At 69.7% G+C, this 21,783-nt stretch carries 21 protein-coding genes and 1 pseudogene; 12 read left to right on the top strand and 10 right to left on the bottom strand.

The genetic code is table 11. The features are described from left to right. Window positions 1–34: 34 nt before the first annotated feature. On the bottom strand, window positions 35–640 hold the full coding sequence (locus tag OG734_RS30505) for a DUF2017 domain-containing protein (protein ID WP_330290646.1): 606 nt from the start codon (window positions 638–640) through the stop codon (window positions 35–37). 12 nt (window positions 641–652) lie between these two features. After that, entirely contained in the window at window positions 653–961 is a 309-nt protein-coding gene (gene clpS / locus OG734_RS30500) for an ATP-dependent Clp protease adapter ClpS (RefSeq protein WP_053741646.1), read from the bottom strand. 87 nt (window positions 962–1,048) lie between these two features. Between clpS and OG734_RS30495 the strand changes: the two genes are divergently transcribed. Further along, window positions 1,049–2,389: a nicotinate phosphoribosyltransferase gene (locus OG734_RS30495; RefSeq protein ID WP_330290645.1), complete on the top strand. Its 1,341-nt coding sequence runs from the start codon at window positions 1,049–1,051 to the stop codon at window positions 2,387–2,389. A gap of 142 nt (window positions 2,390–2,531) precedes the next feature. Then, window positions 2,532–3,116, top strand: coding sequence for a nicotinamidase (locus tag OG734_RS30490; protein ID WP_330290644.1), 585 nt, complete (start codon window positions 2,532–2,534; stop codon window positions 3,114–3,116). Between the two features lie 26 nt (window positions 3,117–3,142). On the opposite strand, the gene OG734_RS30485 is transcribed toward OG734_RS30490, so the two are convergent. The 3 genes from OG734_RS30485 to OG734_RS30475 all read right to left on the bottom strand — a co-directional run bounded on the left by OG734_RS30485 (window position 3,143) and on the right by OG734_RS30475 (window position 6,629). Beyond that, window positions 3,143–3,622 carry a pyridoxamine 5'-phosphate oxidase family protein gene (locus tag OG734_RS30485; RefSeq protein ID WP_330290643.1) on the bottom strand — a complete coding sequence of 160 codons (480 nt, stop codon included), beginning with the start codon at window positions 3,620–3,622 and terminating at the stop codon, window positions 3,143–3,145. A 146-nt stretch (window positions 3,623–3,768) separates the two neighbouring features. Beyond that, window positions 3,769–4,143, bottom strand: a complete 375-nt coding sequence (locus OG734_RS30480) for a hypothetical protein (protein WP_330290642.1) — start codon at window positions 4,141–4,143, stop codon at window positions 3,769–3,771. Window positions 4,144–4,265: 122 nt separating this feature from the next. Continuing rightward, on the bottom strand, window positions 4,266–6,629 hold the full coding sequence (locus OG734_RS30475; protein WP_330290641.1) for an immune inhibitor A domain-containing protein: 2,364 nt from the start codon (window positions 6,627–6,629) through the stop codon (window positions 4,266–4,268). 357 nt (window positions 6,630–6,986) lie between these two features. On the opposite strand from OG734_RS30475, the gene OG734_RS30470 reads away from it, so the two are divergent. Beyond that, entirely contained in the window at window positions 6,987–7,268 is a 282-nt protein-coding gene (locus OG734_RS30470; protein WP_330290640.1) for a hypothetical protein, read from the top strand. A gap of 93 nt (window positions 7,269–7,361) precedes the next feature. Here OG734_RS30470 and OG734_RS30465 read toward each other — a convergent pair whose 3' ends face one another. Together OG734_RS30465 and OG734_RS30460 are read right to left on the bottom strand one after the other, a co-directional pair. Further along, a complete protein-coding gene (locus OG734_RS30465) occupies window positions 7,362–8,018 on the bottom strand; it encodes an RDD family protein (protein ID WP_330290639.1) in 657 nt (218 codons plus the stop codon). A gap of 168 nt (window positions 8,019–8,186) precedes the next feature. Then, window positions 8,187–9,650, bottom strand: a complete 1,464-nt coding sequence (locus OG734_RS30460; RefSeq protein WP_330290638.1) for an RDD family protein — start codon at window positions 9,648–9,650, stop codon at window positions 8,187–8,189. Between the two features lie 266 nt (window positions 9,651–9,916). Here OG734_RS30460 and OG734_RS30455 point away from each other — a divergent pair, with 266 nt between their 5' ends. Further along, complete coding sequence (locus tag OG734_RS30455) at window positions 9,917–10,399, top strand: SsgA family sporulation/cell division regulator (RefSeq protein WP_330293844.1); 483 nt, start codon at window positions 9,917–9,919, stop codon at window positions 10,397–10,399. A gap of 37 nt (window positions 10,400–10,436) precedes the next feature. Here OG734_RS30455 and OG734_RS30450 read toward each other — a convergent pair whose 3' ends face one another. After that, complete coding sequence (locus tag OG734_RS30450) at window positions 10,437–11,843, bottom strand: FAD-binding oxidoreductase (RefSeq protein WP_330290637.1); 1,407 nt, start codon at window positions 11,841–11,843, stop codon at window positions 10,437–10,439. 92 nt (window positions 11,844–11,935) lie between these two features. Between OG734_RS30450 and OG734_RS30445 the strand changes: the two genes are divergently transcribed. Then, window positions 11,936–13,312 (top strand): tetratricopeptide repeat protein, encoded by a 1,377-nt coding sequence (locus OG734_RS30445; RefSeq protein ID WP_330290636.1) that lies wholly within the window; start codon window positions 11,936–11,938, stop codon window positions 13,310–13,312. A 41-nt stretch (window positions 13,313–13,353) separates the two neighbouring features. Here the strand turns inward: OG734_RS30445 and hppD are convergent, their stop codons facing one another. Continuing rightward, window positions 13,354–14,499 carry a 4-hydroxyphenylpyruvate dioxygenase gene (gene hppD / locus OG734_RS30440; RefSeq protein WP_330290635.1) on the bottom strand — a complete coding sequence of 382 codons (1,146 nt, stop codon included), beginning with the start codon at window positions 14,497–14,499 and terminating at the stop codon, window positions 13,354–13,356. A gap of 138 nt (window positions 14,500–14,637) precedes the next feature. Between hppD and OG734_RS30435 the strand changes: the two genes are divergently transcribed. The 6 genes and pseudogenes from OG734_RS30435 (at window position 14,638) to OG734_RS30410 (ending at window position 18,640) form a co-directional block, all read left to right on the top strand. Next, entirely contained in the window at window positions 14,638–15,114 is a 477-nt protein-coding gene (locus tag OG734_RS30435; protein WP_330293843.1) for an Lrp/AsnC family transcriptional regulator, read from the top strand. A gap of 27 nt (window positions 15,115–15,141) precedes the next feature. Continuing rightward, window positions 15,142–15,789: an ABC transporter permease gene (locus OG734_RS30430; RefSeq protein WP_330290634.1), complete on the top strand. Its 648-nt coding sequence runs from the start codon at window positions 15,142–15,144 to the stop codon at window positions 15,787–15,789. Beyond that, window positions 15,782–16,937, top strand: a pseudogene (locus tag OG734_RS30425) (ABC transporter ATP-binding protein). The gene OG734_RS30430 and the pseudogene OG734_RS30425 overlap by 8 nt, the downstream one beginning before the upstream one ends. Continuing rightward, complete coding sequence (locus OG734_RS30420) at window positions 16,934–17,761, top strand: ABC transporter permease (RefSeq protein ID WP_330290633.1); 828 nt, start codon at window positions 16,934–16,936, stop codon at window positions 17,759–17,761. Before OG734_RS30425 ends, OG734_RS30420 begins: the two are co-directional and overlap by 4 nt. 88 nt (window positions 17,762–17,849) lie before the next feature. Then, window positions 17,850–18,437, top strand: a complete 588-nt coding sequence (locus OG734_RS30415; RefSeq protein WP_330290632.1) for an ArsR/SmtB family transcription factor — start codon at window positions 17,850–17,852, stop codon at window positions 18,435–18,437. Window positions 18,438–18,451: 14 nt separating this feature from the next. Continuing rightward, window positions 18,452–18,640, top strand: coding sequence for a hypothetical protein (locus OG734_RS30410; protein WP_330290631.1), 189 nt, complete (start codon window positions 18,452–18,454; stop codon window positions 18,638–18,640). 3 nt (window positions 18,641–18,643) lie between these two features. Here OG734_RS30410 and OG734_RS30405 read toward each other — a convergent pair whose 3' ends face one another. Then, on the bottom strand, window positions 18,644–19,690 hold the full coding sequence (locus OG734_RS30405; RefSeq protein ID WP_330290630.1) for a LacI family DNA-binding transcriptional regulator: 1,047 nt from the start codon (window positions 19,688–19,690) through the stop codon (window positions 18,644–18,646). A gap of 262 nt (window positions 19,691–19,952) precedes the next feature. Here OG734_RS30405 and OG734_RS30400 point away from each other — a divergent pair, with 262 nt between their 5' ends. After that, the gene (locus tag OG734_RS30400) at window positions 19,953–21,770 is read left to right on the top strand and encodes an RICIN domain-containing protein (protein WP_330290629.1); all 1,818 of its coding nucleotides are present in this window, start codon (window positions 19,953–19,955) and stop codon (window positions 21,768–21,770) included. The last annotated feature ends 13 nt before the right edge of the window (window positions 21,771–21,783 follow it).

Here is a 21,783-nt window from a genome sequence, read left to right as displayed (position 1 = left end):
ACGGGGCGGCCCATATGCCGGAACCTGCGGCTCCTCAGGGCATCAGCGTGGAGACGAGGGTCTCTTGCAGCCCGCCCAGCCACAGGTACGCCATCACCATCGGCTTGCGCGGGTCCTCGTCCGGCAGCCGGTAGAGGAGGTCGGTGTCCTCCTCGTCGACGACGTCCAGCCGGGAGCCGATGGCCAGGCGCAGGTCGTTGAGTGTGCCCAGCCACCGCTGGGACTCGTCGTGCGACAGCTTGAGCACCGCGCCCCCGTCGCCGGCCGGTGTCAGCGCGTCCAGGGAGCGGATCACCGCGAGGGCGCTCTCGCGCTTGCCGGTGCGCAGGTCGTTCTCGGTGAACCGGCGGAACTCGGCGGCGTGCTCCCGTTCCTCCTCGGCCTGTCCGGGTGATGACGGTACGTCGACGGGGTCGCCGTAGGCGTCCGGGAACAGGCGTCTGAGGACGGGGTCGGAGGGGGGCTCGGTCGGGCCCTCGGCGAACAGCTCGGCGAGCGGGTCGTCGGAGGAGTCCTCGGCGGGGCCGGGGCCGATCAGCTCCAGGAGCTGGACGGACAGCGACCGGATGATGGAGATCTCGACGTCGTCGAGGGCGATGGCCGCGCCACCGCCGGGGATCGGTTCGAATTGTCCTGGCATGAAGTGAGTTCGCTACTTCCGGTCCTGCTGGAGGGTGGCCCACAGACCGTAACCGTGCATGGCCTGCACGTCGCGTTCCATCTCCTCGCGACTGCCGCTGGAGACCACCGCCCGGCCTTTGTGGTGGACGTCCTTCATGAGCTTGGTGGCCTTGTCCTTCGGGTAGCCGAAGTACGTCTGGAAGACGTAGGTCACATAGCTCATGAGGTTGACCGGGTCGTTGTGGACGATGGTGACCCAGGGGACGTCGGGCTCGGGTACGGCGAAGGTCTCCTCCGCCGACTCGGTGCGTTCGATCTCTACGGGAGCGGGTGACGTCACAAGCCCATGCTGCCACCAGAAGGGGGTCGCGGGCCAAATGGACCTGGAAATCGTCAAAGTGACGAGATGGGGGTAGCATCCTCTCTCATGAACACAGCGGACCTTGGGCTGCCGGTGGACGTTCCCTCGACGGCGCTCTTCACGGATCACTACGAGCTGACGATGCTCCAGGCCGCCCTGAAAGCGGGCACCGCCGACCGGCGGTCGGTCTTCGAGGTCTTCACCCGGCGGCTGCCCGAGGGTCGCCGTTACGGCGTCGTCGCGGGCACCGGGCGGGTGCTCGACGCGGTGGAGAACTTCCGGTTCGACGCGGATGTCCTCGGTTTCCTGCGTGAGCGCCGGATCGTCAACGAGGAGACCGTTCAGTGGCTGGCCTCGTACCGGTTCGGCGGGGACATCTGGGGCTATCCCGAGGGTGAGGTCTACTTCCCGGGCTCGCCGATCCTGCGGGTGGAGGGCTCCTTCGCGGAGTGCGTGCTGCTGGAGACGGTGATCCTCTCGATCCTCAACCACGATTCGGCGATCGCTGCCGCGGCGTCCCGGATGGCCTCGGCCGCCGGTGACCGTCCGCTGATCGAGATGGGCGCCCGGCGCACCCATGAGCTGGCCGCGGTGGCCGCCTCCCGGGCCGCGTACGTCGGCGGTTTCGCGACCACGTCCGATCTGGCCGCCGGTTTCCGCTACGGCATCCCGACCGTCGGGACGAGCGCCCACGCGTTCACCCTGCTCCACGACCGCGAGCGGGACGCCTTCCAGGCCCAGGTGGACTCGCTGGGCCGGAACACGACGCTTTTGGTGGACACGTACGACGTCACCGAGGCGGTCCGGGCGGCGGTGGAGGTCGCCGGGCCCGAGCTGGGCGCGGTGCGCATCGACTCGGGGGATCTGCTCCTGGTCGCGCACCGGGTGCGGCAGCAGTTGGACGAGCTGGGGGCCGAGCGGACGCGGATCATCGTGACCTCGGACCTCGACGAGTACGCGATCGCCTCGCTGGCGGCGGCGCCGGTGGACGCGTACGGGGTCGGCACCCAGTTGGTGACGGGTTCCGGCCACCCCACCTGCTCCATGGTCTACAAGTTGGTCGCCCGGGCCGAGTCGGCGGACCCGAAGGCTCCGCTGGTCCCGGTGGCAAAGAAGTCGAGCGGCGGCAAGACGTCGATCGGGGGCCGGAAGTGGGCGGCCCGGCGGCTCGACCGGGACGGGATCGCGGAGGCCGAGGTGATCGGTACGGGGCCGGTGCCCGGGGAGCTGGCGGACCGGCAGCTGCTGGTGGAGCTGGTGAAGGGCGGTCGGGTGGTCGCCCGGGAGCCGCTGGACGTCGTACGGGACCGGCATGCGACCGCGCGTGCAAACCTGCCGCTGTCGGCGACGCAGCTGTCGCGTGGGGAGGCCGTCATTCCGACGGAGTACGTCGCCCTGGGGGTCTGACACGGGCCCGACACCCTCGCTGCACAGGGGCAACAGGCGTCCGAGCCGGCCGGTTGCCCCGAATGCCCCCTCCCGAAGTGGGGCCGGAGTCTCTAGGCTCGGAAGTTCACATATTCGCACCGGCAGTCGAAGGACACCGACCATGCGCCGCGCCCTGATCGTCGTAGACGTGCAGAACGACTTCTGCGAAGGAGGCAGTCTCGCGGTGGCCGGGGGTGCCGACGTCGCCGCCGCGATCACCGAGCTGATCGGGCAGGCCCCCGCCGGATACCGCCACGTCGTGGCGACCCGCGACCACCACATCGCCCCCGGCGGCCACTTCGCCTCCAACCCCGACTTCGAGCGCTCCTGGCCCGCGCACTGCGTGGCCGGCACGGAGGGTGTCGGCTTCCACCCGAACTTCGCGCCGGTGGTCGCCTCCGGCGCGATCGACGCCGTCTTCGACAAGGGTGCGTACGCGGCGGCCTACAGCGGCTTCGAGGGCGCCGACGAGAACGGCGTCACGCTGGCCGACTGGCTGCGGGCCCGCGAGATCGACGAGGTGGACGTGGTCGGCATCGCGACCGACCACTGCGTCAGGGCCACCGCCCTGGACGCGGCCCGCGAGGGCTTCCGCACCCAGGTCCTGCTCGACCTCACCGCCGGGGTGGCCGAGGGGACGACGGAACGGGCACTGGAGGAGCTGCGGGCGGCGGGCGTGGAGCTGTCCGGGAAGCCGGTGGTGTAACGGCCGGACGGCCGGACGTCATCCGGTCAGTCGCCCTGGACCAGCCACTTTCCGTCGCGCATCAGATCCCGGTCGGTCATCTCGGGCACGGTGCCCCATGCCTGGATGATCTTCGGGGTGACCTGGAACCAGACGTATGAAGGGCCGCTCTCGCGCGGGTCCCAGCCGTCCTTCGCGGTGAAGGCGTCGCCCACGGAGGTGGGCAGCTCGTCGCGGGTCAGCATGCGGGCGGTGCCGTGGATCAGGACGACGTCCCGGGTGTGGCCGAAGCAGAGCCGCGCCCGGCCCGAGGCGCGCAGGTTGCGGCCGGTCGGGTTGGTGTCGCGGGTGGCCAGCCACACCGTCTCGCCGTCCCACCAGAAGGTCAGCGGAACGAGCGTCGGCTCGCCGGTGGCGTCGGCCGTGGCGACCCATACGTCGATGTCCCGGGCGAGCCGATCCAGCGCCTCGCGCCTGCGCTGCTCGATGCTGCGGGGTCCGTCGGTGGGAGTGTCAGCTGCCGTCATGCGCCGAGGCTATGGCGTACGTCGGCCGGTCACATCCGACGGCGGTCCTAGGTCGCAGGGCTGATGGTGGCGGAGGACCGGACTTCCCGGAACCGCCCCTGGACCGTCCTGGACCGGCCCTGGACCGCCCAAGCCGTCCCCGGCTGTCACACCCGTGCCGGCGGCCTCCGCAGGAGGGACCTGATCGGGTGCCACAGCTCCGTGCGCTCCAGTGCGGACGGGACGCTGTTGTCCGGGGCCGCGCGCTGTGCCGCGCGCCATATCAGGCCGTCGGGGTGGTGCAGGACGGCCGTGATCTCGTCGGGGCTCGGCGGGGCCGCGTTGCCCCGGAGGTAGACCGCTCGCAGGCCGAGGTTGCGCAGGCGGGTCAGTGCCCTGGCGCGGTTCCGGGCGAGCACCAGGACGCGTACGTCGTCCAGGCCGACGCCTGTCGGCCGGCCGGTCGGCGCGGTGGGGCTGGGCAGGTTCAACGCCACCACCACGCTGCCACTGGGCAGCTTGCAGAAACCTCCTGCGGCCATGCGGTCACACCCCCCGTGGGACTCGGTGTCAATAAGAAAGCCACAGGAGGCACCTAAACACGATCGGCCGCGACCCGCCAGGGGGTCACGGCCGATCACGCTCTGACCTGCAGTTATGTGGATTACTTCACTGCGGGGCCCACCTGGACCGAGATCGTGGAGCCGTCCTTGGCCTCCTTGACGATCTTGATCTTGGTGTTGGTGTCAGTGATCTTCACGCCCGCGAGCGGGGTCGCCGCGTCGTAGTACGTGGAGGTGCGGTCGTTGAAGATCGGCACGCCCTTCTGGGAGGGGATCTTCGTGAGCACGTCCGCGTTGTGGAGCCGGAGCGCATCCGTGCGGTACAGGCTGAAGGGGGAGTCGTAGGACTGGATGCGGCTGCGCATCAGCGTGCCGTCCGCCCACTTCAGCGGGGTCGGGTGCGCGTCCACCGGAAGGATCTTGCCGAGACCCGGGTGCGCGGTGACGTTGTTGTCGTTCTGGGAGGTGTCCCACTTCCAGATCAACAGGCCGTTCTGGTACGGGAAGTGCTCGACCCAGTCCGGACGGGTCGTCGAGAAGCCGAAGTTGTACGGGCCGACCTTGAGGGTCTTGTCGTACGACACGTACTGGCGGTTCTCGGCGATGTAGTACTGCGGGTAGCTGTCCGTGTAGGACGCGCCGATGCGCGAGAAGCCCTTCGTCTTCCACGCCGCGTCCGCGCTCTCCGCGTTGTCGGCGAAGAGCGTCGCGCCGTCGGCGGTGAGGGTGATCTCGTCGGCCGCGAAGCCCTTCTGGGAGACGCCGCCGTCAGAGGTGTAGCGGAAGCGCAGGTCGAACTTCTTGCCCGCGTAGGCGTCCAGGGAGTACGACAGCTTCTTGTACGCGTCCACCGTGCCGGTGAGCGCCGGCTTGCCGCTGCCGTCACGCGGGATGGCAGCGCCGTCGACCGTGCCGTCGATCGGCGTGAAGGTGACGCCGCCGTCGGTGGAGACCTCGGTGTAGAGGTAGTCGTAGTCGGCCTCGATGTCGTACCAGCCGTCCAGGGTGAGGGTGGCCGAGGACTTGCCGGTGAGGTCGACCGAACGGGTCAGCGTGTTGGAGAGGTTGTTGTCGCTGCCGCTCCACCACTGGGTCGCGCCCTGCGCCGGGGCGACGATCTCGGTGGTGACCGTCTTGTCCGGCAGCTGGACGACGAGCGCCTGCGCGTTCTTGGTGTTGTACTCGGCGACGCCCAGCTTGTGGTTCGACTTCTTCCCGGCCTTCGCCGTGTCGTAGTCGAGCCAGCCCAGCTGGAGTTTGTCCCAGGCGGTCATGTCGCCCGGCAGGTTGCCGATGTTGTCGCCACCGGTGCCGAGCCAGGAGCCGCCCGACATCAGGGTCCAGTAACCGGTCGAGTTCTCACCGGTGTTGGTGGTGTCGTAGTGGTCCGGCAGACCGAGGTCGTGACCGTACTCGTGGGCGAAGACGCCGAGTCCGCCGTTCTCCGGCTGGATGGTGTAGTCGCCGACCCAGATACCGGAGTTGCCGATCTGCGCGCCGCCGAGCCGGTTGCCGGCGGGGCCGGTCGAACCGGCGTCGGTGCCGAACGCGAACCAGCGGTGCGCCCAGATGGCGTCCTCGCCCTGCGCGCCGCCGCCCGCGGACTCGTCCTCACCGGCATGCACGATCTGGAAGTGGTCGATGTAGCCGTCGGGCTCGTTGAAGTTGCCGTCGGCGTCGAAGTCGTTGCGGTCCCACTGGTCGTACGCGGCCAGCTGGGTCTTGATCGCCGCGTCGGTCGCGCCGGCTGCCTTCTGCGCCGCGACCCATGCGGCGACCCCGTCCTGCACCGCGAACCAGGCGCAGTTGTCGGGATCGCACTTGTTGGACCCGTAACGGGCCTCGTTGTAGGGGACCTTGACCCAGTCCGAGACCGTGCCCTCTACCGAGTAGCGGCCCGAGGACTGCTTCTCGTAGTACTTCTTCATCGACTCGGTGTTCTTGCCGGTGCCGAAGTAGAGCTTCTTGAAGTGCTCGGTGTTGTAGTCCGCCTGCCAGGCCGTGCTGTTGTCCTGGGCGCGGTCCGGCTTGGCTATCTTGTTGTGCAGCGGGCCGGGCGTGCCGCCGTAGCGGCTGTCGACCTGGTCGCCGAACTCGACGAGGATCGTGAAGATCTTGTCGGTTCGCTCGCGGCCGAGCTCGACGTACTTGCCCTTGCCCTTGCCGCTCTTGAGCTGCACGACCTGCGAGCCGTTGCGGCTCTGGGCCTTGGCCTCGCCGGAGATGACCTGCCTGAGGGCTTCCTCGCGCTGGGCCTCCTGGGTCTTGCTGAGCGGCCCGTCGAGGTCGTGGTCGGCGTGCTGCTGCTCCGCCGGGTCGTGCCGGTTCGCGGCCGGTACCGCCGAAGCGCCCTTGCCTGAGCCGGAATCGGCCTCGGCAATGGCGAAGGTGGAGAAGGTGGCGGCGGCTGTGGCGAGTGCCACACCGACGGCCGCCGTTCTGAACGTCCAGGGTCTGCTGGTCACTTGAGGGTCCTCCCCCGCGTCCGTCCGCGCGGATGGGGGGTTCCTGGTTCGGAAGCTGTCCGCGGGCGGTATACGCGTGTAGTCAAGTGACGTAATTTGACTAGAGGTTTAGAAGAAAAGACAGACCTTGACTTGGACAGGTCAAATGCATTACCGGCGCGCGGGCGCGTCCACTTGGTGGACGTCATGACTCCGTGCGCCCCCTGTGCTCCGGAGCCGTGTGTTAGGTCACGCTTACTGCGCGTTCCAGTCGGGCATGGACGCGATTAGAGTCGGTTGGCGGAACGCCGGTTGTCCGGTGGAAAACCAGGTCGACACGCTCCCCTCACCCCCGAATCCAACGAGGACTCGATTGCCATGCCTCGTCCGACTGCGCCTCGTCCGACCGTCGCACAGCTCGCCTACGGTTCGTGCACCGTGATTCTCTCGACGCTCGCCATGTTGCTGCTGTCCCAGACGAGTTCGGGCCCGGGGGTCGCGTTGATCGCCCTCGTGGGGCTCGTCCTGGGACTGCTCGTCGCCATGACCGTGCCCCGGCCCAAGCGGGCTCGGGCGACCTCGCAGGTCGTCGCCTCCTCGGCTGCCGCGCCGCCGCGACGCGAACGCGTCCCGGTACAGGCCTCGGCGCAACAGGACTGAATCGAACCACCCCTTCCGCTACGACAGCGGCGGTCGGGTGGGGCCTGCATGACGCAGCCCCCACCCGACCGCCGCTGTCGTAGCCGGAGTTGCTCAACCCGTGCTGACCACCACCGTCTTGGCCACCTTGTCGTGCAGGCCCTGCTTGTACGGCTTGTCGAAGAAGCTCCAGCCGCCCGCGATCGCCGTCCAGACGCAGGCGCAGCAGAACGCGAACGGGATCCACAGCACGAGCGAGCGGACGAGCGTGGTCTGCACGGAGGGCGTGGCGCCGTTGTCGAGGTTGGCGACCCGGAGCTTGAGCCAGGTCTTGCCGAGTGTCTGCCCGGTCCGGGAGATCAGGATCGTGTCGTACGCGATGTAGAGCACGGCGACGATGAGCGACTGGCCGAGCGAGCGGCCGTACTCGATGTCGTCGTTGTCGATGTCGTACTCGTTGACGTTGAAGCCCCAGGTCAGCAGCCAGGCGACGACACCGACAAGGATCATGTCGATGATCCGCGCGAGCACGCGTCGGCCGCTGTCGGCGAGCGGGGGCATGCCCGAGAGGGGGTCGCCGGCGCCGCCGTACGGATCACCGCCGCCGGCTCCGTAGGGCGCACCACCTCCGTACGGCGAGCCGCCGCCTGTCGGGCCTGAGCTGCCGTACGGATCGCCTGCGCCGTACGACGGAGGCGGTGGCTGCTTCCTGAACGGGTCGTCGTCTTCCGGTGGCTGCTGACCGGAGCCGGGGGGCGGTTCGCTGCTCATGGCCCGAGTCGACCGCGAACCACCCGGCTCCGCATCCGGCGAGCGGCCGTCCGGGGGACCGAATCAGCTGATCCGTATGTCGTACCCGGCCGACCATCATCGAACGTACGGTCGACGTACGTCTGTGCGTACGCCTGCGTGTACGTCTGTGGGTACTTCTGTGTGTGCTCAGCCCGCCACGAACGTGTGCGCCGCCTTGTCGTGCCAGCACTGGCGCCACGGGCGGTCGAACAGGCACCACAGGACGCCCACGACGCCGATGCCGAGCAGCCCCGGGACGGCGTAGACGAGCCAGCGGCGCAGGGCCCCGCCGAACGACGGCGGCTCGTGGCCCTCGATGTCCCGGACCTCCAGACCGACCAGCTTCTTGCCGAGGGTGCGACCCCACTTGGCGGTGGGCCACGCCTCGGACAGGACGCCGGCAAGCAGCAGCACGGCCAGCACGATGCCCAGGTACAGCCCGGTCGTGCCGTCCAGCAGCCATACGGTCACGGTCTCGCCGGAGAGCTTGGCCGCGTCGACCTTCTCCGTGATGTGGTCGACGGCCATGGTGCCCAGCGGTACGGCGGCCACGGCGGTGAGGGCGCCGAGGACCAGGGTGTCCACGAACCGTGCGACCAGCCGCTTGCCGAGGCCCGCCGGACGGGCCGACGCCTGTCGGCGGGCGGCGGCCTGGAACACGTCCTCGACGGGCGGCTTCCAGGGTGTGACGCGCGGTTCCGAGCCCTCCTCGGGCGTGGCCAGGCGGTGCACCTGCTGGGCCCAGGAGGGCTGGCCGCCGCCGACGCCGGGGGCCATGGCCGCACCGGCGCCCGGGGCGTTCTGCTGGGGAACGGCCGGGGTCGCGGGCAGCAGGGCGGGGTTCGCGCCCTGGGCCGCCGCCGCACGGGCCGCCGCGGCCTTTCCGGCGCCGAAGCCGCGGCCCGGCGCGGGTGCGGCCGCGGGTGCCGTGACCGGACCCTGCGCCCCCTCCGGGGAGCTCGTGCTCCCCGGCTGCGCGCCGCCCGCCCCGCCTTCGCGCCCCGTGCGCGGGGAGAGCGCACGGAAGGTCATGGTGCCCTCGGAGGGGACGGGGCCACGGGTGCCGGGGACGCCTCCCTCGGCGGCCGGTCCCGGGGTGGGCCGGCGGAACACGAACGTGCCCGACTCGGGCACGTCACCGGCGTCCGGCTCCGCGGGCGGGATCGTCGCCGTACCGTCCGTGCGGGCCGAGAACCCGTCCGGCTGGACCGGGGGCTCGCCTACGACCCTGGGGTCGGCTGTCCTCGGGTCGGCGGCCTGTGCCGGTGAGCCCCAGGAGACCTGGCGGTCCCGGTCGCCGCCGAAGCCGGACTGGTGGGAGCGGTCGGCGCCCCAGGCGGACGCCGGTTCGGGCCGGCTGCCGTGCTGGGCCTCGGCAGGGGTCGCCCGACGCGGCTCTGCGCCCGGCGACCGCGGGTCCTCGTCGAAGAAGTGCGGCCCGGTCTCCTCCACCCGCGCCGCACCGGACGCGTCGTCGGACTGCGCCGGGCGGCTGGTGCCCGGCACCCAGGAGGCACCGTTCCAGAACCTGACATATCCAGGAATGGACGGGTCCGGGTAATACCCTTCGCGGGGCCTGTCGTCACCGGGGGCCGGGGTTGGGGCGCTCATGTCCGTCGTCCCGTATCTGCTCGGGGGTCATTTGGGGTGCCCCACATCTATCAGACCGGCGCATCCCCCATTACCCCTCCGGCCGTACCTACTCCCTTCGTGACAGCTTCTGCCATCAGTCGCGACCGCTCCGACACCGTTCGCAAAAAACTCTCCGAAAAACCTCTCAGAACCCGCGTAATGCTGACGCCTCCCCGCGCTCTCTCCTCGTACGGGCCCGACGTGGGTCCCTGCAACGAGAGGAAGTGCCCGCCATGAGTCACGCGATGAACACCGTGGTGGAACGGGAACTGGAGCTGAAACTCATCCTGTCGCCGGAGCGGAGCATCCCCGTCCCCGCCCGCCTCACCTACCGCGCCAACGATCCGTTCGCCGTCCACATCGCCTTCCACATCGGCTCCGAGAACCCCGTGAACTGGACGTTCGCCCGTGAACTCCTCGTCGAGGGGGTGTTCCGGCCGTGCGGTCACGGTGACGTCCGGGTGTGGCCGACGAAGGTCGACGGGCACAGCGTGGTCCTGATGGCGCTGAGTTCACCCGACGGGGACGCCCTTCTTGAGGCGCCCACCGCTCAGGTGTCGGCGTGGCTGGAGCGCACCCTGCGGGCGGTACCGCCGGGCTCTGAGGTCGAGCAGCTCGGCATCGACGACGGCCTCGCCGAGCTGCTCGCGCCCTTTCCGGCCGATGATCTGTGGCTGCGCGACCCGTGGCCGTCGGACGAGTCCCAGGACGGGGAGGGATACGTATGAACGGGGAGGGACACGTAGGACACGTACCGCCCGTCGTTCAGAACAGCTTGCCCGGGTTCAGGAGGCCCAGCGGGTCGAAGGCCGCCTTGACCGCCTGCTGCATCTCCACGCCCACCGGGCCCAGCTCGCGTGCCAGCCACTCCTTCTTGAGGATGCCGACGCCGTGCTCCCCGGTGATCGTGCCGCCGAGTTCCAGGCCGAGGGCCATGATCTCGTCGAAGGACTCGCGGGCCCGCCGGGACTCGTCGGCGTCCTGGGCGTCGAAGCAGACCGTGGGGTGGGTGTTGCCGTCGCCGGCGTGGGCGCAGACCCCGATGGTCAGCTGGTACTTCTCGGCGATGCGCTCGACCCCCTCCAGCAGCTCGGCGAGTCGCGACCGGGGGACGCACACGTCGTCGATCATCGTCGTGCCCTTGACCGCTTCGAGCGCGACGAGGCACAACCTCCTTGCCTGGAGGAGGAGTTCGGACTCGGCGGCGTCGTCGGCGGGGACCACCTGCGTCGCCCCGGCCGCCTCGCAGAGCACGCCGACGGCGGCCAGGTCGGCGGCGGGGTCGTGGGTGTCGAAGGCGCAGAGCAGCAGGGCCTCGGTGGTCTCCGGCAGCCCCATGTTCGCCAGGTCGTTGACGGCCTTGACGGTCGTACGGTCCATCAGTTCGAGGAGGGACGGCACATGACCGCCCTCCATGATCCGGCACACGGCGTCGCACGCGGCGGCTGCCGACCCGAACTCGGCGGCCAGGACAAGCTGTTGGGGCGGCTGTGGCTTGAGGGCCAGCACCGCCCGTACGACGATGCCGAGGGAGCCCTCCGAGCCCACGAACAGGCGGGTGAGGTCGTATCCGGCGACGCCCTTCGCGGTCCGCCGCCCGGTGGACATGAGCCGTCCGTCGGCCAGCACGACGTCCAGGCCCAGTACGTACTCGGCCGTGACGCCGTACTTCACGCAGCACAGCCCGCCCGACGCGGTGCCGATGTTGCCGCCGATCGTGCACATCTCCCAGCTGGAGGGGTCCGGCGGGTAGTACAGGCCGTGTTCATTGACCGCGCGGGAGAGGGTGGCGTTGATGACGCCGGGTTCGACGACGGCGATGCGGTCGACCGGGTTGATCTCCAGGATCCGGTCCATCTTCACGAGCGACAGCACGATGCAGCCCTCGGACGCGTTGGCCGCGCCCGACAGTCCGGTGCGGGCGCCCTGCGGGACGACCGGGACGCGCAGCTCGGTGGCGACGCGCATGACGTGCTGGACCTGTTCGACGGTGCGCGGCAGGACCACGACGGCCGGGGTGCCCGCCTCGCAGAAGCTCGCCATGTCGTTCGCGTAGGCGGCGGTGATGTCCGGATCGGTGAGCACGGCCTCGGCCGGCAGCTCCGCGAGGAGCCGGTCAGTGAGGTTGCCCTGGGCTTCGTCGGGTGCGGCTTGGATACGGCTCATGATCACAGCGTCGCACCCGGGGCCATCGGTGTGAACCCCGTGTGCGAGGCGCTTTCGGTAGGGGAATCCGGTCGTCGTATTGACGCACAGTGAGCGCCATGGAGATGGAGAAAGTCCGTGTTCGTGTCCTCCCGCGCCCGTTGATCGCCGCACTCGCGGGGTGTGCGGTACTCGGCGGCGCACTGATGCTGCTTCCCCCGGACCGCTCGTCCGCCGTGCCCTCGCCGGGTCCGGCGGCCAGGGCGGAACTGGCGGTGACCGCCGGGTCACCCGCCGCGCTGCCCGACCTGGCGGCACTCATCGGGGACCGTGAGGCATTCGTACGCGCCCATCCGCGTGACGGTCAGGCCTGGGCGCAGCTCGGCTCGGCCTATGTGGAGCGCGGGCGGCGGACGGCGGACGCCACGGACTTCCCGAGGGCGGAACGGGCGCTGCGTACGTCGGTCAAGGTGCGTGCGGGGCAGAACGCCGAGGCGCTCGGTGGGCTGGCCGCGCTGGCGAACGCGCGCCGTGATTTCCAGGCCGCCCGGAAGTGGGGGGAGGCGGCGCTGCGTCAGGCGCCGAAGCGCTGGACGTCGTACCCGCCGCTGCTCGACGCGTACACGGGCCTCGGCGACTACAAGGCGGTCCGGCGGACGCTGGAGCGGCTGCAGGGGCTGCGTTCCGGGGCCGCGGTGCCCGCGGTGTCGGCGCGGGCGGCGGGCGTGTACCGGGACGAGGGCCGGCGTGAGGACGCTCAGGCGGCGCTCGCGGACGCGGCGGCACGGGCCGCGACCCCGGCCGAGGAGGCCGAATGGCAGTACCGGGCGGGCGAGTTGGCATGGGAGCGCGGCGAACCGGCCGACGCGTTGCGGCACTTCGAGGCGGCCCTGCGTCTCGATCCCGGGCTGGGGTCCGCGCGGGCGGGCGAGGGACGGGCGTTGGCGGCGCTGGGCCGTACGCGGGAGGCGCTGAGCGCGTACCGGGCGGCTCTGGCCAGGCAGCCGTCGCCTCAGTACGCGCTGGAACTGGGCGAGTTGTACGACTCCCTGGGCCGGCCCGAGGAGGCACAGGCGCAGTACGCGGTGCTGCGGGCGCGGGTCGCGAAGGAGCAAGTCGGCGGTGTGGACGGGGAGTTGCTGCTCGGCCGGTTCGAGGCGGACCACGGGGACGCGGCCTCGGCCGTACGGCGGCTGCGGGCCCAGTGGGCGCGGCAGCCGGGGCTCGAGGTCGCGGACGCGCTGGGCTGGGCGTTGCACCGGGCGGGCAAGGGTGAGGAGGCGCTCGGCTGGGCGAAGCGGACGACCGACAAGGAGCACGGCGGCGAGGTGCGCAGCGCGCTGTACGCGTACCACCGGGGCATGATCGAGCGGGAGTCGGGGCTGACGGGTCCCGCGCGCCGGCATCTGGCGGAGGCGTTGCGGATCAACCCGTACTTCTCGCCGGTGGGCGGGCCGGAGGCGCAGGAGGCGTTGAACGAACTGGGGGCGTTGTAAGTCTCAACGCCCCCCAGCCCCCCGTACCCCTATTGGGCTGCCTACAGGTTGCCGCGCTTGTCCTGCTCCCGTTCGATCGCCTCGAAGAGGGCCTTGAAGTTGCCCTTGCCGAAGCCCATCGAGCCGTGTCGTTCGATGATCTCGAAGAAGACGGTCGGCTTGTCCTGGACCGGCTTGGTGAAGATCTGCAGCAGATAGCCGTCCTCGTCGCGGTCGGCGAGGATCTTCAGCTCGCGGAGGGTGTCGACGGGGACGCGGGTGTCACCGACCCACTCCCCCAGGGTGTCGTAGTACGAGTCGGGTGTGTCGAGGAACTGGACCCCGGCCGCCCGCATGGTCCGTACGGTCTCGACGATGTCATTGGAGTTGAGGGCGATGTGCTGGACGCCCGCGCTGCCGTAGAACTCCAGGTACTCGTCGATCTGGGACTTCTTCTTGGCGAGGGCCGGCTCGTTGATCGGGAACTTGACCTTGAGGGTGCCGTCGGCGACGACCTTCGACATCAGCGCGCTGTACTCGGTGGCGATGTCGTCGCCCACGAACTCCTTCATGTTCGTGAAGCCCATGACCTTGTTGTAGAAGCCGACCCATTCGTTCATGTGGCCGAGTTCGACGTTGCCCACGCAGTGGTCGATCGCCTGGAAGGTGCGCCGGGCGGGCGGTTCGACGATCGGGGCCGCGGCGGCGAACCCCGGGAGGTACGGGCCGTCGTACCCCGTGCGCTCGACGAGGGTGTGGCGGGTCTGGCCGTACGTGGCGATCACGGCGAGTACGACCGTGCCGTGCTCGTCCTTCAGCTCGTACGGCTCGGCCAGCGGGCGGGCGCCGTGCTCGACGGCGTACGTGTACGCGGCGCGGGCGTCCGGGACCTCGATGGCGAGGTCGACGACGCCGTCGCCGTGCTCGGCCACATGTGCGGCCAGGAAGTGGCCCCAGGTGGTGGCGGGCTTGACGACCGAGGTGAACACGAACCGGGCGGAACCGTTCTCCAGGACGTACGACGCCGTCTCGCGGCTGCCCGTCTCCGGTCCGGAGTAGGCGACGAGCCGCATACCGAAGGCCGTGGAGTAGTAGTGCGCCGCCTGTTTGGCGTTGCCCACGGCGAAGACGACCGCGTCCATTCCCTTGACCGGGAAGGGGTCTGCCTGCCGGGCGGTGTCGGGAGTGAGGTGTGTGGTCTGCGTCATAGCGGCAGCCTCGCCCCGCCACCGCAAGATGCGCAACAGTTTGCGCAGCGGCTGGACATTCTGCTCAGCTGCGAGCAGGGATGGGCGAGCTTTCTGTACAGGATGACCATCCTCGACGACCACTCCTGGGAGGCTGCTGTGGCGATCGACGAGCTGGACGGGCGGATCATCGTGCTGCTCGCGCGGGAGCCGCGGATCGGCGTACTGGAGATGTCCCGGCGGCTCGGCGTGGCGCGTGGGACGGCGCAGGCGCGCCTCGACCGGCTTCAGTCGAATGGCGTCATCCGGGGGTTCGGGCCGCAGGTGGACCCGGCGGCCCTCGGCTACCCGGTCACCGCCTTCGCGACGCTCCAGATCCGGCAGGGGCAAGGTCCCGACGTACGGGCCCACTTGGCGTCCGTACCGGAGGTGCTGGAGCTGCACACGACCACCGGCAGCGGGGACATGCTGTGCCGGCTCGTGGCCCGCTCGAACGCCGATCTCCAGCGGGTGATCGACCGGGTCGTCGGTTTTGATGGCATCGTCCGGGCCGCCACGGCGATCGTCATGGAGAACCCCGTTCCGCTGCGGATCATCCCGCTCGTGGAGCAGGCGGCTCTGGAGGACAGCGACTGATCCGAGACGGGCTGGAGGGTGGTGGCGGTGAGCTTCTGGGAGTACCTCGGAAACCGCCATCAGCAGCTGCTCACGGACGCGCTCCAGCATGCCGGCACCGTCTTCCAGTGCGTGGTCGTGGCGACCGTCGTCGGGGTGGCGCTCGGTGCCGTCACGTACCGGAGCGAGTGGGCGGGGAATCTGGCGACCACGGCGACGTCGACGATCCTGACGATCCCCTCGCTCGCGATGATCGGCCTGCTGATCCCTGTCGTCGGCCTGGGTGTGGCGCCCACGGTCGTCGCCCTCACCCTCTACGGCCTCCTTCCGATCGTGCGCAACGCGATCGTGGGCCTGCGCGGCGTCGACCCGTCGCTGGTGGATGCGGCGAAGGACATCGGGATGTCCCGGGTGGCGCGGCTGACCCGGGTGGAGCTGCCGCTGGCCTGGCCGCCGATCCTGACCGGCATCCGGGTCTCGACGCAGATGCTGATGGGCATCGCGGCGGTCGCCGCGTACGCCTCGGGGCCGGGGCTCGGCAACGAGATCTTCCGTGGCATCGCCTCGCTGGGCAGCGAGAACGCCCTGAACCAGGTCCTCGCGGGCACGCTGGGGATCATCGTGCTGGCGGCTCTGTTCGACGCGGCGTACGTGGTCGTCGGACGGCTGACGATTCCGAGGGGGGTCCGTGTCTGAGACCAGGAGGACCAGTGGTCGCGGCGCCACGATCGAGCTGGAGAACCTCACCAAGAGGTATCCGGGAAGCTCCGGGCCGTCCGTCGACAACGTCTCGATGGAGATCAGGGCGGGCGAGACCGTCGTCTTCGTGGGCCCGTCGGGCTGCGGGAAGTCGACGACGCTGAAGATGATCAACCGGCTGATCGAGCCGTCCGGGGGCCGGATCCGCATCGGCGGCGAGGACGTCACCGACATGGACCCGGTGAGGCTGCGCCGCAGGATCGGGTACGCGATCCAGTCGTCCGGTCTCTTCCCGCACATGACGGTCGCCCAGAACATCGCGCTCGTCCCGAGGATGACGGGCTGGCCGGCGGGGCGGATCACGGCGCGGGTGGAGGAGATGCTCGATCTGGTGGGCCTGGATCCTGGCGAGTTCCACGACCGCCATCCGCGCCAGCTGTCCGGCGGTCAGCAGCAACGGGTGGGCGTGGCAAGGGCGTTGGCGGCCGATCCGCCCGTCCTGCTGATGGACGAGCCGTTCGGCGCGGTGGACCCGATCACCCGGGAGCACCTCCAGGACGAGCTGATCCGGCTCCAGCACGAACTGCGCACGACGATCGTCTTCGTCACCCATGACTTCGACGAGGCGATCAAGCTGGGCGACCGGATCGCGGTCCTGCGCGAGCGGTCGCACATCGCCCAGTTCGACACTCCGGAGGCGATCCTCACCAACCCCGCCGACGATTTCGTGTCCGGGTTCGTGGGCGCGGGGGCGGGGACGGCGCTGAAGCGGCTGAACCTCACCCGCGTACGGAACGTGGAGGTCACCGACTGTCCGACGGCGACCGTCGACGATCCGCTCCAGGAGATCTTCAACAAGCTCCGGTCCAGCAGTACGAACGGGATCCTGCTGCTCGACAGGCGGCGCCGGCCGTACAAGTGGCTGCGGCGGGGCGACCTGATGCGGGCCAGGGGTTCGCTGGCGCGGGCCGGGACGCCGGTGTCCGACACAGCGACCCGGGACGCGACCCTGCGGGACGCGCGAACTCCTGGAGGCCGACCGGCTGGAGGCGGTTCGGGCGCAGCACGAACCGGAGGCGGCGCGGACGGACCGGACGCGTGCCGAGCAGGAGGGGGACAGAGAGGGAGAGGAGGTGCGGGCGTGACGACTACGAGGGTGGATCTGTATGGGGATGCGGATACGAAGGCCGGGACCGGGACCGACGAGACTTCGGCTCCAGTCCCCAAGTCCCGTACATCCCGGCTGAGTTGGCAGCGGATGACACTTCTGCCCGGTGCCCTTCTCCTCGTACTGCTGGTCACCTGGCTGTGGTTCCGGCAGGCCGACCTGGATGCGATCTCCGAGAACGCGCTGTCCAACGGGCAGGTGTCGAAGGCCCTGCGGCAGCATGTGGAGCTGACGGTGATCTCCACGTTCTTCGTACTCGTCATCGCGATCCCGCTGGGCATCCTGCTCACGCGCAGGGCCTTTCGCCGGGCGACCCCGGTGGTGATGACGGTCGCCAACATGGGTCGGGCGACCCCGGCGATCGGTCTGCTGGCGCTACTGGTGATCTGGCTGGGCATCGGCAGAAAGGCGGCGCTGATCGGCATGGTGGCGTACGCGGTCCTGCCCGTCCTGTCGAACACGATCGCGGCCCTGAAGGCCAACGACCCGACGCTGCTGGAGGTCGCGCGGGGCATCGGTATGTCGTCGCCGGGGGTGCTGGCCCGGGTCGAACTCCCGCTGGCGGTACCGCTGATCCTCGCGGGCGTGCGTACGGCTCTGGTGCTGAACGTGGGCACGGCGACGCTGGCCGCGTTCGGCGAGGGAGGTGGACTGGGGGTGCTGATCACGACCGGGATCACCAACCAGCGGATGCCGGTGCTGATGCTGGGCTCGATCCTGACCGTCGTACTGGCACTCCTGGTGGACTGGCTGGCCTCACTGGCCGAACTGCTGCTGCGGCCACAGGGGTTCGTGAAGTAAGGCTTGCGCAGCGGGGGGCTCGACTTGCAAAGAAGTGGTTGCAAAGAAACCCTTGCAACCACTTCTTTGCAACGCTATCTTTGTACGCATGCCGGACCAGCCCGAAGAACTGACACCCCACCAGCTCAACGCCCGCTCGCTGCGCGGCATCGCCCATCCACTGCGCATGCAGCTGCTGATCGCACTGCGGCGCGGCGGGCCCGCCACCGCCTCCCAACTGGCCGCGAAACTGGGCGAGTCGAGTGGCGCGACCAGTTATCACCTGCGGCAGCTCGCCGCGCACGGCTTCGTCGAGGACGCCCCGGAGCACGGCAAGGGGCGGGAGCGCTGGTGGAGGTCGGCCCACGACGGTGTGCAGTTCGACGACGCCCTGCTCAAACACCCCGACCCGGCCGTCCGGGGTGCCGCCGACCTGTTCATCCACGAGGTCGCGAACATCCACACCCGAGAGCTCTCGACCTGGCTCGGCAGTCCGGACGACTGGTCCGACGAGTGGAAGCGCTCCTCGGACCTGAGCGACATGACGCTACGGCTGACACCCGAGCACGCCATGGAACTGGTCCACCGGATGCACGAACTCGTCGACAGCTACCGCGCCCAGGCCCCGGCCGAAGGCACCCCGGACGCCGAGACGGTCCGTGTCCACACGCACGTCTTCCCGATCCACATCACCTGAGAGGCTGCCGCCCGATGAACCCCGAGCCCTACCTCGCCCCCCACCACCTCCGCGCCGCCGATCTCCGCGCCGAGGCTGACGCCCACCGCCTCGCCCTCGCCGCCAAGCGCCCCGCAGGGGACCTGCGCACCCGCGTCGGCTGGACCCTCGTAGAGGTCGGCCTGCGCCTGGCCTCCGCGCCGCCGAGGCCCCAGCTCGCCTGAAACCTAGAGCCTCTTCGGCGGGCGTCCGCTGGACTCCCGCACGACCAACGGCGGGTCCACCTCGTGCAGGACGCGTTCCGTCGAGCCGGGGTTCGTGATCTCGTCGACCAGCAGTCCGATGCCCTCGATGGCCACCGCGTCGAAGTCCTGCGCCACCGTGGTCAGCGCGGGCTGCTGGAAGCGGGCGGCCGGGATGTCGTCCATGCCTACGACGCTCACCTCGTCCGGTACCCGGCGCCCCCGCTCGTGCAACGCCCTGACCAGGCCGATCGCCATGTCGTCGTTGGCCACGAAGACCGCAGTCATCGCCTCGTCGGCCGCCAGTCGCAGGCCCGCCTCATAACCGCTCGCGCAGGTCCAGTCCCCCTCGACGGGCTCGGACCCGGGCAGGCCCGCCTCGGTCAGCGCCGACCGCCAGCCGTCCGCACGGTCGCGGGACGCCCACCACTGACCGGGCCCCGACACATGCCGGATCTCGGTGTGCCCCAGATCGATGAGATGCCGGGTCGCCACATACCCACTGCGATCCGACTTCTCCGCCGACCGGATACGCCGCGCCGCGACCAGACCGGGAAAGCGGCCGATGGTGAGGATCGGGACGTCCAGCCAGACCTTGACGGGACTTCCCTCGTCGACCGCCTCCGACAGCACGATGCCGTCGACGCCCTGTTCGAGGAGGCTGTCGATGGCCTCGGCGGTGCTGTGTTCGTCGTCCTCGGTGGTGTGGGCGACGCTGACCGAGTAGCCGAGCCGGCGCGCCGAGCGTTCGATGGCGACGAGCATGGTCATGGGGCCGTAGAGGCGGGTGCCGAGGGAGATCACGCCGAGGCGCCGGCTCCGGCCCGAAGTGAGGCTGCGCGCGGCGCCGTTGGGGCGGTACCCGAGTTGCTGGGCCGCCCCCAGAACACGCGTCCGGAGCTCTTCACGGACATACGGCTCGTTGTTCATGACGCGCGAGACCGTCTTCTGGGAGACGCCGGCGAGCCGCGCGACATCGGTGCTCGTCGCCGGTGGCCGCGCGACGCCGTCACGACCTTGGGTGCCAGCCACCGAAGCTCCCTTTCTCAGGACTGCGTTCAAGCCCGCGCAGCAAGACTGCGCAGTCAGAAAACCATTGCGATCAGTGTGCGGGCCGACCCTCGGAATCGTCAATCGGAACCGTAATCCCGAGGAAACAGCAGCGACACGAGTCTTGACGTCGGCTCGATCTGGGCCACAGACTCCGGCCTGACTACGCAGTCATGAATGCAGTCGTCGATGCGGTGTCGAGGCAGTTGTCGAGTCCAGTCGGCGCACAGTGATCGGAGCGGTGATGCGGAGAAAGCAGAGTAGACGAAAGCTGGCGAAGGCGCTGGGGAGCGTTGTCGCGGCAGGCGCGCTGCTGGCGGTACCGATGGCCAGTGCGCAGGCCTACAACCCGACCGGCGGAATCCTCTACCAGCTCGGCAACGAGCCGTGCCTGAAGGGCCGGTTCAACTGCGCGGTCTACCCGAAGTCGGCAGAGCTGCCCGGCGGGCGGCTGGTCGCGTCGTTCGAGAAGTCCACCGTCGTGACGAAGTCGGCGAGCGCCGACGGGCAGACCCTCCCGGTCTACAAGAGCGACGACGCCGGAACGAGCTGGCAGCCACTGTCCGAGGTCAAGGCTCCGGCGTACCTCTCCACGGACCCCAAGTACGCCAAGTACACGAGCAACTGGACCAACCCGTACCTCTACGTCCTCCCGCAGAAGGTCGGTGCGCTCAGCAAGGGCACCCTGCTGCTGGCCAGTGTCGTGTCGGGGGACGACTACTACTACAAGGAGCACAAGGCTGCCGACCCCAACTGGACGCCGAACAACGACGGCGACCGCAAGGATCTGGCGATCGCCCTGTACTCGAGCGTCGACGACGGCAAGAGCTGGAAAGTCGTCAACGTCATCGCGACCGCGGGCTGGCAGGGCGGAAGTGCGGGCGCGATCGGCAAGAATATCGCCGCGGCGAACACGAGCCGTCAGGTGGATCCCCTCTGGGAGCCGTACCTGATGGTCTACGGCGGAAAACTGGTCTGCTTCTACTCCGACGAGAACGACTACACCGGCTTCAACGCGACCACCGGCGCCCCGGTCCTCGACCCCGCCAACACCACGGCCACCGACTCGGGCGGCCAGATCCTCGCTCACAAGACCTGGAACGGCAGTAGCGCCGAGTGGAGCACCCCGGTCGTCGACGTCTCCGGGTCCAAGCAGGACATGGGCGGCGGCAAGACGGAGATCGGCGGCGGCAGGCCGGGCATGACCAACGTCGTCCCCACGACGGACGGCAGGTGGCTGCTCACGTTCGAGTACTGGGCCGGCGGGGCCAACACCCGGTATGTGATCTCCGACAGCCCGCTGACGTTCTTCCGCGGGAGCCAGACCGGCATGGACGTCGGCACGCTGCCGGTCGTCGCCGGTTCCCGGCCGCTCTCGGCCGGCGGCAGCCCGGTCGTCATCCGGATTCCCGACGGACGCCTGGTGTACAACGCCTCGAACAGCGGCAATGTCTGGGTCAACGAGAGCGGGCGCAGCGACGGGGTGTGGACGGAGTACCAGACGACCTCGCCGGCCGGCTACAGCCGCAACCTCCAGTACGTCGACAGCACCGGACGCGTCGCGATCCTCAACAACCAGGGCACCTCCACGATCGCCTTCGCGGAGGTCGACCTCGGCGACTCGGCCGGCACCTACTACCAGCTGCTGAACCGGAAGACCGGGCAGGTGATCGGCACCGGCAACAAGACCAACGACGCCAACCTCGGCAACGGGGACGTGCCCGATGTGACCCTTGAGGACGCCGGAGCGGCGGCGAATCCCGACACCCAGTCCTGGCATGTGGTGACCGAGCCGAACGGCGGCACGACGCTGCTGAACAGGTCCGGCGGCCGTGCGGCATCCATCTGGACCGGCAACGCGACGGTCGGCCAGCGCATCGGCCAGTGGGTCGACAACAGCGCCACGGGCAGCTGGAACCTGGTCAAGACGGACGACGGCTTCTACAAGCTCCAGTCGGTCAAGAACACGGCCCTGTACCTGACGGGTGCGACGGCCGGGGCGCCGCTGACCTTGCAGAACGCGACGACGGACGGCTCGCAGGACTGGAAGCTGGTGAGGTGAGGTGAGGTGAGCT

Source organism: Streptomyces sp. NBC_00576 (assembly GCF_036345175.1).
Taxonomy (GTDB): domain Bacteria; phylum Actinomycetota; class Actinomycetes; order Streptomycetales; family Streptomycetaceae; genus Streptomyces.
Note: the sequence above shows the minus strand (reverse complement) of the source record. Positions and strands in the feature narration are given on the sequence as shown.